Raw genomic sequence first — 13,333 nt, 5'->3', positions numbered from 1 at the left:
CCCTACGCCCGGTCGGTCCCGAGCATCGCGGCCCACATGTCGGGGAAGTCCGGCAGCGTCTTCGCGGTGGTCGCCACGTTCTCGATCTGTACGTCCTTGACCGCGAGGCCGATGATCGCGCCCGCGGTGGCCATGCGGTGGTCGTCGTACGTGTGGAAGATCCCGCCGTGCAGAGCCCGCGGGCGGATGTGCAGACCGTCGGCGGTCTCCGTCACGTCACCGCCCAGCTCGTTGATCTCCTTGGTGAGGGCGGCCAGCCGGTCCGTCTCGTGCAGTCGCAGGTGGGCGACGCCGCGCAGGGTGGACGGGGAGTCGGCCAGGGCGGCCACCGCGGCGATGCCGGGGGTCAGCTCGCCGACCTCGCTCAGGTCGACGTCGAGGCCGTGCACGCTGCCGGAGCCGGTGAACTCGAGCCCGCGCTCGGTCAGCTCACAGGCGCCGCCCATCTGCGTGAAGATGTCGCGCAGCGCGTCGCCGGGCTGCGTGGTGTGCTCCGGCCAGTCGGGGATCGTCACCTTGCCGCCGGTGACCAGGGCCGCGGCCAGGAACGGCTGGGCGTTCGAGAGGTCCGGCTCGATGGTGATGTCCCGGCCGAGCAGGGCGCCGGGGGTGACCCGCCACACGTTCGCCTCGCCGCCCGACTCCGGGGTGTCGACCTGGGCGCCGACCGCGCGCAGCATGTCGACCGTCATACGGATGTGCGGCATGGAGGGAAGCGCCGAGCCCGTGTGCCGGACCTCGACGCCCTGGTTGAAGCGCGGCCCCGACAGCAGCAGGGCGCTCACGAACTGGGAGGACGACGAGGCGTCGATCTCGACCGGGCCGCCCTCCAGGGCGCCGCCGCCGTGCACCGTCAGGGGCAGCGCGCCGCGTCCCTCGTCGTCGATCCGGGCGCCGAGCGCGCGCAGCGCGTCGATCACGCCGTGCAGCGGACGCTCGTACGAACGGGGGTCGCCGTCGAAACGGATCTCGCCGTCGGCGAGCGAGGCGACCGGCGGCAGGAAGCGCATCACGGTGCCGGCGTTGCCGACGTCGACCGTGGCGGGCCCCTGAAGGCCGGACGGGATGACGCGCCACGCCTCACCGGACCCGTCGGGGCCCACGCCTTCCTCGATGCCCACGCCCATCTCGCGCAGCGCGGCCGCCATCAGCAGTGTGTCGCGGGAGCGCAGCGGGCGGCGCAGCCAGCCCGGCTCCGCGGCGAGCGCGGCGAGCACGAGCGCCCGGTTGGTGACGGATTTGGACCCCGGCACCTGAACAGTCGCGTCGACGGCTCCGCTCGCGAGAGGGGCGGGCCAGAGGGCGGTGTGGGCCGGGTTCGAGGTCATGCCCCAACTCTAGTCGGCCCCCGGGAAGGCACCTGCTCACAGCCCCAGCAGCCAGCGACCCCCGCCGAGCAGTGAGCACAGTGAGACGGCGTGGAAGAAAAACAGCCACATGCCCGCGGGGACGTGCGTGAGGCGCGAGAGCTGATCCGCGTCGGAGTCGCCCGCACCGCCCCTGTGGCGCTTGCGCTGGAGCTCGAAGGCGGGCCGTACGCCGCCGAGCAGCAGGAACCAGACGACGGTGTACGCGAAGGCGGCCTGCACCTGCGGCCCCGCGAGCCAGGAGACCAGGACGAAGGCGCCGCCGGTGACCACCACGGTCAGCGCCCCGTACGCGTTCCGGATCATCACCAGCATCACCACGAGCAGCGCCGTGGCCACCCACAGCAGCAGTGTGATGTGTCCCTCGGAGAGCAGCGCCGCGCCGCCGAGGCCGAGCAGCGGCGGGGCGGTGTACCCGGCGGCCGCGGTCAGGACCATGCCGAGCCCGGTCGGCTTGCCCCGGCTGACGGTCAGGCCGCTGGTGTCGGAGTGCAGCCGGATGCCGTCCAGCTTGCGGCCCATCAGGAGCGCGATCAGGCCGTGGCCGCCCTCGTGGGCGATCGTGATGGCGTTACGGGTCAGCCGCCAGACGGTGTGCGGGACGATCGCGGCGAGCGCGACGACGGCCGTGGCGATCGTCACCCACTGGTCGGGGTCGGACTGGGTCCCGAAGATCCGGTCCCAGAGGCTGGAGTCCATGGGTGGAGGCTGCTCCCGTTCGGGTTCGGTGGCGGTTCGGCATCTGGCACTGTGGCACGTATGTGCGGACGTTATGCATCGAGTCGCAGGCCCGAGGATCTCGCAGGAATCTTTGAGATCGAGAAGTGGGAGCCGGAAGAGGCCTTTGAGGCCGACTTCAATGTGGCTCCCACCAAGGAGGTCTACGCGGTCCTCGACCGCCCGGTGAAAGACGCCGATGACCCCCGTCCGGTTCGCCAGCTCCGCAAGCTCAAGTGGGGACTCGTACCGTCGTGGTCCAAGACCCCGGAGGGCGGCGCCCGCATGATCAACGCGCGGGCCGAGACCGTGCACGAGAAGCCCTCGTACCGCCGCGCCTTCACCACGCGGCGCTGCATCCTGCCCGCCGACGGCTATTACGAGTGGGTGACCGCGGCCTCCGAGCGCGACCTGGAGGTCGAGGGCAAGAAGAAGCGGCCCCGCAAGCAGCCGTACTTCGTGACGCCCGCGGACGGCTCGGTCTTCGCGATGGCCGGGCTCTACGAGTTCTGGCACGACCGCACGCTCCCGGACGAGCACCCGCTGGCCTGGTGGGTGACGTGCTCCGTGATCACCACGGAGGCGGAGACCGCGCCGCTCGGCGTCGCGCCGGAGGACGGGCCGCGCACGCTCGCCGACATCCACCCCCGGATGCCGCTGATGCTGACGCCGGACCGGTGGGACGACTGGCTCGACCCGGCCCGCACGGACGTCGACGACCTCCGGGCGCTCCTCGCCCCTCCTCCGGAGGGGCTGATGCGGGCGTATCCCGTGTCCACGGCGGTGAGCAATGTGCGCAACAACGGGCCGGAGCTGCTGAAGGAGCTGGAGGGGCCGGAGGAGGGGACGCTCTTCTGACGGTTGCGGGCGGCCGGGGTCGACGTCTCGGGGCTCCGCCCCGGACCCCGCCGCTCAATCGCCGCAGGGGCTTGATCGGCCCACAGTGCGTGCACCATGAGCAGGTGACACGCACTGAGATTGTGACCACCGAAACCGGCGACGCCCGTATCACCTGGCACGCCGCCAAGAGCCCGAAACTCACGCTCGCCGTCAGTCACGGTGCCGGGGGCGGCATCGAGGCCCGCGACCTCCAGGCGCTCGCCGCCGCCCTGCCCGCCCACGGAGTGACCGTCGCGCTCGTCGAGCAGCCGTGGCGCGTCGCGGGGAAGAAGCTCGCGCCCGCGCCGAAGACGCTCGACACGGGGTGGCGGGGCATCTGGCCCGCCCTGGAGAAGCCCGGACTCCCGGTGATCGCCGGAGGCAGGAGCGCCGGCGCCCGCGTCGCCTGCCGCACCGCCGAAGAGCTCGGCGCCGCCGCCGTCCTCGCGCTCAGCTTCCCGCTGCACCCGCCCGGCAAGCCGGAGAAGTCCCGCGCCGAGGAGCTCCTCGGCGCGGGCGTGCCGACCCTCGTCGTCCAGGGCGGCAACGACCCGTTCGGCAGGCCCGCGGAGTTCCCGGAGCAGGGCGCGTACGAACTCGCCGAAGTCCCCTTCGGGGACCACGGTTTCGCCGTTCCCAAGCGCGCGGACATCACCCAGGACGAGGCCCTCGCCGTCATCACCGACGCCGTCACGAAGTGGACCGGATCACTCGTCTAGCGGCCGGGAATGTTGAGGGCGGGACGACTGTTGTGCCCACTGTCGGTGCACAGAGTTCGTACGAGAGGAAGTCCGCCGCATGGGTTCAGTCGCTTGCCCCAGCCGTGCCAACGCTCCTGACCTGGAGTGGAGCGTGCTGAGCGCGGCCAAGACCACTTCTGTTCGGGCGGCGGGCGGACCGGATCGTCGTCTATCCTCCGATTCGAGCGGGGTCTCGTTCGTCCCCGCGACGTCGCTTGAGGAGGTGGGTCCGGTCACAGGGACCGACGCAGGGACCGAGTACGGCCAGGCGGACGAGCGCCCGGAGAGCACGGCAGAGCGCAACGCGCGTTTCGAGCGGGACGCTCTGGAATTCCTCGACCAGATGTATTCGGCGGCCCTGCGCATGACGCGCAACCCGGCCGACGCCGAGGACCTGGTGCAGGAGACGTACGCGAAGGCGTACGCCTCGTTCCACCAGTTCCGTGAGGGCACCAACCTCAAGGCGTGGCTCTACCGGATCCTGACCAACACCTTCATCAACTCGTACCGCAAGAAGCAGCGCGAGCCCCAGCGCAGCGCCGCCGAGGAGATCGAGGACTGGCAGCTGGCCCGGGCCGAGTCGCACATGTCGACCGGTCTGCGCTCCGCCGAGTCGCAGGCGCTCGACCACCTGCCCGACTCGGACGTGAAGCGTGCCCTTCAGGCGATCCCCGAGGAATTCCGCATCGCGGTCTATCTCGCGGACGTAGAGGGCTTTGCGTACAAGGAGATCGCGGACATCATGGGAACACCTATCGGTACGGTGATGTCCCGGCTGCACCGTGGCCGTCGCCAGTTGCGCGGCATGCTCGAGGACTACGCCCGTGACCGCGGGCTCGTCCCGGCCGGTGCCGGTCAGGCGAACGAAGCGAAAGGCTCGGGCTCATGAGCTGCGGAGAGCCGCACGAGACGGACTGCGCGGAAGTCCTGGACCATCTCTACGAGTTCCTCGACCACGAGATGCCGGACAGTGACTGCACCAAGTTCGAGGTGCACTTCGAGGAGTGCTCCCCGTGCCTGGAGAAGTACGGCCTGGAGCAGGCCGTGAAGAAGCTGGTGAAGCGGTGCTGCGGTCATGACGACGTGCCCACCGATCTGCGGGCCAAGGTCATGGGGCGGATCGAAGTGATCCGTTCCGGCCAGGCCACGCCCGAAGAGGGCATGGGCAACCCGCTCGCCTGAGCCGGCGGGGCTCTTCGGGGTCCCGTTCACCCGATCGTGCGAATCCGGGGCCCGAGGCCCCGGCAATCCCCGCGATGCCCCGCGAGCGACTTCCCGCGCGTCCTATCCTCCCTGAACTGGACGCCTTGGGGAGGGAGTTGGGGCATGCGGTCCGTTCCGCCCGTGGCCCGCGCGTATGTGCTCCTGACCGCCGGTGTCGCCGCGGTCTGCGCCGCGCCCGCGATCTCCGCCGCCACCCGGTGGCCGGGCGTCGCCCTGCTCGCGCTCCTCTACGCGGGCTGTGAGCAGCTCGGCCGCTGTCGGCTCGTCGGACAGCGTGCGCCCAAGGGGATGGGCACCTTCTTTCCCGTGCTGCTCGCCGGGGCCTTTCTGCTGCCGCCCGCCGCCGCCGCGCTCGTCGCCCTGCCCGGTGCGCTGCTCGCCTCCGTCGAGCGGCGGCCCGCATGGCTGCGCAAGGTGTGGCGCGCGGCCCAGCTCGCCCTCGCCTGCTGGGCTGCGGCACGGGTCTTCGGAGCGCTCGGCGGCCCCGGCGCGGTCGCCGACCCCCGGTTCCCGTACGCGCTCGCGCCCGGAGGCGCCGCGGTCCTCGCGTTCTGCGCCGTCCTCACGGTGCTCGACGGGGGAGTGCTCGCCACCGCGGAGCGGGTTCCGCTGCGCAGCGCCTGGCGCGGGCTCTTCCTGCGGATGCTCGCGCCGGTGGCCGCGCACGGGCTCGCCGGTCTGGTGATGGCGACGATGTGGACGAGTTCGTACGGCCCGATCGCCGCCCTGCTCGTGCTGCTGCCGATGTACATCTCCTGCTGGGTGTTCGCCCAGTACCAGCGCGAGCGGTCGGCCCACCAGGCCACGATCCGGGCGCTCGTGCAGGCCGTCGACATCAAGGACGGGTACACGCGCGGGCACAGCGAGCGGGTCGGGCAGGCGTCGATGCTGATCGCGCGCGAACTCGGCATGGCGGGGGAGCGGGTGGAGGCGCTGAGGTTCGCCGGAATCCTGCACGACGTGGGGAAACTCGGCGTGCCCACGCGGCTGTTGCGGAAGGACGGGCCACTGACACCCGAGGAGCGCGAGGTCATTCAGCTGCATCCGGAGTACGGGCACGAGATGGTGCGGGGCATCGCCTTCCTCGGTGAGGCACGCGCGGCGATCCTGCACCACCACGAGCGGCTCGACGGGAGCGGGTATCCGTACGGGCTCGCGGGGCCGCAGATTCCGGAGTTCGCCCGGGTGGTGGCGGTGGCGGACGCGTTCGACGCGATGACGTCCACCCGTACGTATTCGCGGGCGCGGCCGGTCCCGGTGGCGCTGGCGGAACTGGAGCGGTGTGCCGGTTCGCAGTTCGACCCGGTGATGGTGGGAGCGCTGGTGAAGGTCCTTGAGCGGGACGGATGGCATCCCGTGGTCACGGCGGACGAGACGGTGGTGCCCGCGCCTCGTCCGGAAGGCGTCGCCGTCCCGCCGGCGGCCTCCCGGTGACGGGGGCCGACCCGGAGCACCGCGCCGAAGGGGTCCGCGCGCGCAGGGCGGGGCGGCTGCCCGGGCTGCTCGTGGTGGTGTTCGGGATCGCCGTGGCGGTCGCCTGCGCGGCCCTCGGGGACACCGTGTGGCACGGCGTCGTCGAGCGCGGGAACGCGCTGGCGTTCGGGGTGCTCGTCGCCGTGGGGGAGCTGGCCCGCCGGGGCGGCGCCGAGGACCGGGAGGCCGCGCCGCTCGGGGCCGCGGGGGCGCTCGCGTACGCGTTGCTCGGGGAGGTCGCGGGGCGCCCCACGCACCACGGTGCCTTGCAGGTCGTCGCGATCGCCGTCGCGGGCACGCTCGTCGGCTGCATACCGCACGTGGCGCGCGGCAAGGGCGCCTCGCTCGACCACGTGACCCGGCGCGTGCTCACCGTCGCGTTCGCCGCCGTCTGCTTCCAACCGCTCTACAACCAAGGCGTGTTGGCGAGGTGGTTCGGGGACGGGTCCTCCTACGCGTTGCTCATCGTCGCGCTGCTGGTGCTGACGGCGCTGTGCGACGCCGTGCTCGCCGCCGCCATGGCGCACGCCAGGACGCGCTGGCCGTTCGGCCCGCTGCTGCGCGACGAGCTGCGGGCGATGCTCGGCATCGGCTCCGCGGTGTGCGCGACGGGGGCCGTCATGGCGCTCGCCGTCGCCGTCGCCGGGCTGTGGGCGCTGCCGCTGATCAGCCTGCCGCTGCTGCTCACCCAGTTGGCGTTCCGGCGGTACTCCGTGGTCAAGGCCACGTACCGGCAGACCATCACCTCACTGGCCCGCGCCACCGAGATCGCCGGCTACACCCCGCACGGGCACGCCCGCCGGGTGGCCGCGCTCAGCCGGGCCGTCGGCCGCGACCTGGGGCTCTCCCAGCCGGATCTGTCGGTCCTCGAGTACGCGGCGCTGATGCACGACATCGGGCAGCTCTCGCTCGTCGACCCGGTGGCCGAGGGCGCCACCGCCGCGCTGCCGCCCGCCCAGCAGCGGCGGATCGCCCTCCTCGGCGGCGCCGTCGTCCGCCAGACCGGGGTGGACACCCAGGTGGCGGTGGTGGTCGAGCGGCAGGCCGATCCGTACCGCGAGCAGCCGCTCACCGCCCGGATTGTGCGGACAGCGAACGCGTACGACGAGATGGCGAGGGAACAGGGACCACAGGGGCCGCTCAGGGCCCTGGAAAGCCTGCGTCTGGCCACGGGCCGGGACTACCAGCCGGAGGTCGTGGAGGCGCTGGCCAGAGTGGTCTGCACGCCCGGTCTGAGCCTAGGGTCGGTTGGGTAACCCATGGGTAATGAGCGGCCGTGCGACCGTACGTGGTTGGATGCGAAGCAAGGCAGAACGCGCAAGGCAGAACATGCAAGGCACGCGGAAGACTCGGCGTCCGGGGGCACAGGCCTCGAGTATCGGCAGGCGGGAATCGTGAGGATCTTCGGCAAGGGACGGCACCGGCCCTCCGCCTCCTGGCGGCAGGCCACGGATCGCGCGTTCACGCTGATCGGCGACGGCCGGTACGAGGACGCGGGAGCGCTGCTCACGCGGGCCGCCGATCTGGAGCCCTGGCTGTCGGAGTCCTGGTTCAATCTCGCGCTGCTGCACAAGTTCCGGCACGACTGGGAGCAGGCCCGCACCACGGGCCTGCGGGCCGTCGCCCTGCTCGAGAAGGAGGGCGGGGCACCGGACTGGTGGAACGTGGGCATCGCCGCCACCGCGCTCCAGGACTGGCCGCTCGCCCGCAGGGCCTGGCAGGCGTACGGGCTGAAGGTGCCCGGCGGCGCCACCGCTGCCGGCGAGCCGACGGGGATGGACCTCGGGAGCGCAGCCGTGCGGCTCTCGCCCGAGGGCGAGGCGGAGGTCGTGTGGGGGCGCAGGCTCGACCCCGCGCGCATCGAGCTGCTCTCCATCCCGCTGCCGTCGTCCGGGCGGCGCTGGGGCGAGGTCGTGCTGCACGACGGCGTCCCGCACGGGGAGCGGACCACGGCGTCCGGGCACTCGTACCCGGTCTTCGACGAGATCGAGCTGTGGGCGCCCTCGCCGGTCCCCACCTGGGTGGTGCTGCTGGAGGCCGCCACCGAGGACGACCGGGACGCGCTGGAGCGGCTCGCCGCGGACGCGGGCTTCGCCGCGGAGGACTGGTCGTCCTCCGTACGGCTGCTCTGCCGGACGTGCTCGGAGTCGCGGATGCCGTCCGACGAGGGGGACGGCACGCATCTCGATCCGCACGACCACAGCGAGCCGGGGCATCCGGGGCCGCTCGGGCACCGGACCGACGGGCAGCTGTGGGTGCCGGAGCGGGAGTGCGGGGTGGCCGCGCCGGCCTCGCTGGTGCGGGGGCTGCTCGACGGGTGGGTGGCGGATTCGCCGGACTCCCGTGACTGGCGGGATCTCGAAGAGGTCTGTTAGGCGGGGCAGGTGCGGGGCGGGTTCTGTCGGTATGCCCCCGTACCCTGTAAGGGTTCGACCCCCTCGTTTTCCCAGGAAGGCTTTCGTCCCCCATGGCTCAGCAGGACACCGATCAGCAGCACGCCGGCGTGCTTCCCGTGGATGACGAGGGCTTTGTCGTCGACAGCGAGGACTGTGAGGCGCGGGAGGCGGCGTACCGGGAGCGCGGCACGTCGCGGCCGATCACCGTCGTCGGGAACCCGGTGCTGCACAAGGAGTGCAAGGACGTCACCGCGTTCGACGACGAGCTGGCGAAGCTCGTCGACGACATGTTCGCGAGCCAGCACACCGCCGAGGGCGTGGGCCTCGCCGCGAACCAGATCGGCGTGGACCTGAAGGTCTTCGTGTACGACTGCCCGGACGACGACGGCGTGCGGCACACCGGCGTCGTCTGCAACCCCGTCCTGCGCGAGCTGCCCGCCGAGCAGCGGCGCCTCGACGACTCCAACGAGGGCTGCCTGTCGGTCCCGACGGCGTACGCCGAACTCGCCCGCCCCGACTACGCGGTGGTCGACGGCCGGGACGAGAAGGGCAACGCGATCACGGTGCGCGGCACCGGCTACTTCGCGCGCTGCCTCCAGCACGAGACGGACCACCTGTACGGGTACCTCTACATCGACCGGCTCTCGAAGCGGGAGCGCAAGGGCGCGTTGAAGCAGATGGAGGAGGGGACGCCGCGTTACCCGGTGGTCCCCAACGCCTGAGCAACTGCCCCTTCCCCATGGGGGAGTTGAGGCGTCACGCGGCGTCCGGTACGGAAGAAACCTCCGTCCGGGCGCCGTTCGCATGTGCGGGCAGGGGTGCGGGGCCCGGTCGCGTACCGCCCGAATCCGGTCATGGCGCGTGAAGAATCGGGAAGTACGGGGTAGTGAGGGGAGCAAATCCGTTCCCACAGCGGTCAGTTATGGTGCTGAATAGAAAGCGCGGGGATACACGACGGCGCGCGACCGGCACAGCGGGAGGCGTGCGCCGCAGGCCACAGAGAGGGGTTACTACGTGCCTGCTTTCGCACATACGTCGGTTCCGGCGGCTGTGGCACTTCCGGTGATCGAGGGTGGTTTTCCTCGCCGGCTGCACCCGTATTGGCCGAAGCTCCAGGGAAGGACCAGGTCCTGGCTCCTCGAAATGGGGGTCATGCCGCCCGACAAGGTGGCCAAGTACGCCGATGATCTCTGCTATTCGGACCTCGTCGCGGGCTACTACATCGGAGCGCCGGACGAGCTGCTCGCGACGATCAGCGACTACAGCGCGTGGTTCTTCGCCTGGGACGACCGGCACGACCGCGACGTGATCCACGGCCGCGCGGACAACTGGCGGCGGCTCGTCGCCCAGTTACACGCGGCGACCGAGGCGCCCGAGCTCCATCTCGACCACGGGGATCCGCTGGTCGCGGGCTTCGCTGACTGCCTCCAGCGCTTCTACGGCTCGCTGAGCCGGACCTGGAACGTGCGGTTCGCCCGGCACTTCCACCCGGTGATCGACGCGTACGACCAGGAGTTCAGGAACCGGACGACGGGGACCGTGCCCGCCGTCGACGCGTACATAGAGTTGCGCCGGCAGACCTTCGCGCACTGGATTTGGATAGACCTGCTCGAGGCGACGGCGCAGTACGAACTCCCGGCATGGGTGCGGAAAACACCGGCGTTCACGCGTGCGGCACTTGCGGTCCAGGACTTCTCCGCCTGGTACAACGACCTGTGTTCACTCCCCAAGGAACTCGCGGGAAACGAATTCCACAACCTCGGGATAAGCCTCATCGAGCACGAGGGGCTTTCCGTCGCCGAAGCCTCCGCGGAAGTACGCCGCCGGGTTCTCGGATGTGTCGACGATTTCCTTGAGGCGGAAATCGAGGTCGGCAACATCGCGGACGGTGTCGAGAAGCTCGGGGAAAAAGGAAAAGACCTCTCCGTGGCCATGCGGTCATGTCTGGAGAACATGCGGAACTGGTTCAGTTCCGTCTACTGGTTCCACCACGAATCGGGCCGTTATCAGGTCGACGACTGGGAGGACCGCAGCAACCCGCCGTACGTCAGCGACGAGCCGGTCGGCGCCGATGCCGCGCCCGGCGCGGGACGCATCCCGAGGCAGGCTTCCCGACGGATCCCCGACGGGGTCCCCGAACAGGCAGGTGAGTGCGCATGACCATGGAATCCACGCTGCCGCCCCCGGCGCCCGGCCAGGTGGGAGCGTCGCTGCCGCCGCTCGCACCCGGCGGTGCGCCGCTGCTCGGCCACGCCCCGCAGATGCTCCGCGACCCGCTGGCCTTCCTGACCCGGCTGCGCGACGGCGGCGACATGGTCCGGCTGCGGCTCGGCCCCAAGACGGTCTTCGCGGTCTGCGACCCCGTACTGGTCGAGAAGCTCCTGAAGAGCCCGGACTTCCTCGTCGGCGGCGCGCTGTGGGACACGCTCGAGGTGCTTCTCGGCGAGGGCGTGGCGACCAGCAACGGGCCGAAGCACCGGCGCCAGCGCCGTGCCATCCAGCCCGCGTTCCGGGCCGAGCGGATGGCCGACCACGCCTCGTTGATGACGGAGGAGGCGCAGGCCGCGGCAGACCGCTGGCAGGACGGGCAGACCGTCGACATCAACGCCGAGATGTTCCGTCTGGCGGCCCGGATCACGGCCCGCGCCATGCTGCACATCGACGCGGAGGACGACCGCTCGGACCGCCTCGGCGAGACGATGGGCACGGTCTTCGCCGGCATGTACCGGCGGATGATCCTCTCCTTCGGGCCGCTGTACCGGCTGCCCCTGCCGGCCAATCGGCGCTTCGAGCGTGCGATGGCCGAATTGCACCGCATGGTCGACGAGATCATCGTCGAACGAAGGGCTCAGGCGGCCGAGGGAATCGACACCGGGGACCTTCTCGTGGCATTGCTCGAGGCGCACGACGATGACGGGGAGGCGGTCACCGACCAAGAGATCCACGATCAGGTTCTCGCCCTCCTGTTGGCCGGCGGCGAGAATATCTCCAAGACGCTTGCATGGACGCTCGGGCTCCTCGCCGAACACCCCGACCACGAAAGGCGGCTGCACGAAGAAGTTGAATCGACTACCGGCGGCGTCAGGCAGGTGACTTTCGGTGATCTCGGGAAACTCGCATATATGCGGAATCTCGTGACCGAGTCGATGCGTATTCGTCCCAGCGTGTGGATATTCACGCGCGTTTCGGCGGTCGATACGACGCTCGGCGGGTACAGCATTCCGGCGGGAACGGACATCGTCTACAGCCCGTACGCGATGCAGCACGACCCGCGCTCGTTCGACGACGTGGACGTCTTTGACCCCGACCGCTGGCTGCCGGAGCGCGCCACGGAGGCCGCGCACGTGGCCCACCAGCCGTTCGGCACCGGCAACCGCAAGTGCCCGGGCGATCACTTCAGCATGGTCGAACTCTGCCTGATCCTGGGCACCTTGGTGTCCCAGTGGCGGTTCGAGACGGTCCCCGAGACGGATTCGGTGGCCAAGCTGGGGATCACCATAGGGCCCAGGAACGGGAACCTGCGGGTGCGGGCCCGCGGCTGACCTCCGGCATCCGGGGGCTAGGAGGCGATCCGCACCCGGAAGGTCCTTCTGAAGGCGTTGGGCGTCGTGCCCAGCGCCTTCATGAACTGGTGGCGCATCGCCGCCGCGTTGCCGAACCCGGCGCGCGCGGCGATCGCGTCCACCGTCTCGTCCGTGCGCTCCAGCAACTCCTGCGCGAACAGCACCCGTTGGCGCAGCAGCCAGCGGTACGGCGTCGTGCCCGTCTCCTGCTGGAAGCGCCGGGCGAAGGTGCGCGGGGACATGTGGGCCCGCGCCGCGAGCTCCTCCACGGTGGCCGGCTCGTCCAGGTGCCGCTCCATCCACGACAGCACCTCGCCCACGGTGTCGCAGCGGGTCGCGGGCAGCGGGCGCTCCACGAACTGGGCCTGCCCGCCGTCCCGGTGCGGCGGTACGACCATGCGGCGGGCGATCGTGTTCGCGACCTCGGCGCCGTGTTCGGTCCGCACGATGTGCAGGCAGGCGTCGATGCCCGCGGCCGTGCCGGCGGAGGTGATGACCTGCCCCTCGTCGACGTAGAGCACGTCCGGGTCGACGCGGGTGCGCGGGAAGCGGACGGCGAGCTCGCGCTCGTAGCGCCAGTGGACCGCGCAGCGGCGCCCGTCGAGCAGGCCGGCCGCGCCGAGCACGAACACGCCCGAGCACACGCTGAGGACGCGCGCGCCCCGGTCCACGGCACGGCGCAAGGCGTCGAGAAGTTCGGGCGGGTATCCGTCGTGCGGCTCGGCGGCGGCCGGCACCGCGATGAGGTCGGCCTCGTCCAGGCGGTCGAGGCCGTACGGGGTGGAGACGGTCATGCCCGGCACATGGGTGCCGAGCGTGGGCCCCGCGGCGGAGACGGCCGCGAAGTCGTACACGGGAAGCCCGGCCTCGCTCCGGTCGAGGCCGAACACCTCGCACACGACGCCGAGTTCGAAGGGATGCACGCCGTCGAGCAGCACGACGGCCACGTTTTTCAGCATGCCTGCCAGTGTGCC

13 protein-coding genes are annotated in these 13,333 nt (G+C 71.1%); 10 read left to right on the top strand and 3 right to left on the bottom strand.

Annotated features, from left to right (window positions below; translation table 11 throughout):
- Window positions 1-2 precede the first annotated feature (2 nt).
- Together aroA and ACNYS0_RS15045 are read right to left on the bottom strand one after the other, a co-directional pair.
- Entirely contained in the window at window positions 3-1,328 is a 1,326-nt protein-coding gene (gene aroA, locus ACNYS0_RS15050) for a 3-phosphoshikimate 1-carboxyvinyltransferase (RefSeq protein WP_422474004.1), read from the bottom strand.
- 36 nt (window positions 1,329-1,364) lie between these two features.
- On the bottom strand, window positions 1,365-2,066 hold the full coding sequence (locus ACNYS0_RS15045) for a M50 family metallopeptidase (RefSeq protein WP_422474002.1): 702 nt from the start codon (window positions 2,064-2,066) through the stop codon (window positions 1,365-1,367).
- A gap of 60 nt (window positions 2,067-2,126) precedes the next feature.
- Between ACNYS0_RS15045 and ACNYS0_RS15040 the strand changes: the two genes are divergently transcribed.
- The 10 genes from ACNYS0_RS15040 (at window position 2,127) to ACNYS0_RS14995 (ending at window position 12,338) form a co-directional block, all read left to right on the top strand.
- Window positions 2,127-2,942 carry an SOS response-associated peptidase gene (locus ACNYS0_RS15040; protein WP_422474000.1) on the top strand — a complete coding sequence of 272 codons (816 nt, stop codon included), beginning with the start codon at window positions 2,127-2,129 and terminating at the stop codon, window positions 2,940-2,942.
- A 104-nt stretch (window positions 2,943-3,046) separates the two neighbouring features.
- Window positions 3,047-3,682 (top strand): alpha/beta hydrolase family protein, encoded by a 636-nt coding sequence (locus ACNYS0_RS15035; RefSeq protein WP_422473998.1) that lies wholly within the window; start codon window positions 3,047-3,049, stop codon window positions 3,680-3,682.
- A gap of 244 nt (window positions 3,683-3,926) precedes the next feature.
- Entirely contained in the window at window positions 3,927-4,592 is a 666-nt protein-coding gene (locus tag ACNYS0_RS15030) for a sigma-70 family RNA polymerase sigma factor (protein WP_399231568.1), read from the top strand.
- Window positions 4,589-4,885: a mycothiol system anti-sigma-R factor gene (rsrA, locus tag ACNYS0_RS15025; RefSeq protein WP_422409631.1), complete on the top strand. Its 297-nt coding sequence runs from the start codon at window positions 4,589-4,591 to the stop codon at window positions 4,883-4,885. The genes ACNYS0_RS15030 and rsrA overlap by 4 nt, the downstream gene beginning before the upstream one ends.
- A gap of 144 nt (window positions 4,886-5,029) precedes the next feature.
- Window positions 5,030-6,361 (top strand): HD-GYP domain-containing protein, encoded by a 1,332-nt coding sequence (locus ACNYS0_RS15020; protein ID WP_422473996.1) that lies wholly within the window; start codon window positions 5,030-5,032, stop codon window positions 6,359-6,361.
- Complete coding sequence (locus ACNYS0_RS15015; RefSeq protein ID WP_422473994.1) at window positions 6,358-7,656, top strand: HD-GYP domain-containing protein; 1,299 nt, start codon at window positions 6,358-6,360, stop codon at window positions 7,654-7,656. Before ACNYS0_RS15020 ends, ACNYS0_RS15015 begins: the two co-directional genes overlap by 4 nt.
- A 138-nt stretch (window positions 7,657-7,794) precedes the next feature.
- Window positions 7,795-8,775 carry a tetratricopeptide repeat protein gene (locus tag ACNYS0_RS15010; RefSeq protein ID WP_422473992.1) on the top strand — a complete coding sequence of 327 codons (981 nt, stop codon included), beginning with the start codon at window positions 7,795-7,797 and terminating at the stop codon, window positions 8,773-8,775.
- Window positions 8,776-8,867: 92 nt separating this feature from the next.
- A complete protein-coding gene (def, locus tag ACNYS0_RS15005) occupies window positions 8,868-9,518 on the top strand; it encodes a peptide deformylase (RefSeq protein WP_385769206.1) in 651 nt (216 codons plus the stop codon).
- A 292-nt stretch (window positions 9,519-9,810) separates the two neighbouring features.
- Window positions 9,811-10,956 (top strand): terpene synthase family protein, encoded by a 1,146-nt coding sequence (locus ACNYS0_RS15000; protein WP_422473990.1) that lies wholly within the window; start codon window positions 9,811-9,813, stop codon window positions 10,954-10,956.
- Complete coding sequence (locus tag ACNYS0_RS14995) at window positions 10,953-12,338, top strand: cytochrome P450 (RefSeq protein ID WP_422473988.1); 1,386 nt, start codon at window positions 10,953-10,955, stop codon at window positions 12,336-12,338. The genes ACNYS0_RS15000 and ACNYS0_RS14995 overlap by 4 nt, the downstream gene beginning before the upstream one ends.
- 17 nt (window positions 12,339-12,355) lie before the next feature.
- On the opposite strand, the gene ACNYS0_RS14990 is transcribed toward ACNYS0_RS14995, so the two are convergent.
- Entirely contained in the window at window positions 12,356-13,318 is a 963-nt protein-coding gene (locus tag ACNYS0_RS14990) for a helix-turn-helix domain-containing protein (protein ID WP_422473986.1), read from the bottom strand.
- Between the last annotated feature and the right edge of the window lie 15 nt (window positions 13,319-13,333).

Origin of the sequence: Streptomyces anthophorae (assembly GCF_049310305.1) — a bacterium.
In the GTDB taxonomy this organism is placed as follows: domain Bacteria; phylum Actinomycetota; class Actinomycetes; order Streptomycetales; family Streptomycetaceae; genus Streptomyces.
Note: the sequence above shows the minus strand (reverse complement) of the source record. Positions and strands in the feature narration are given on the sequence as shown.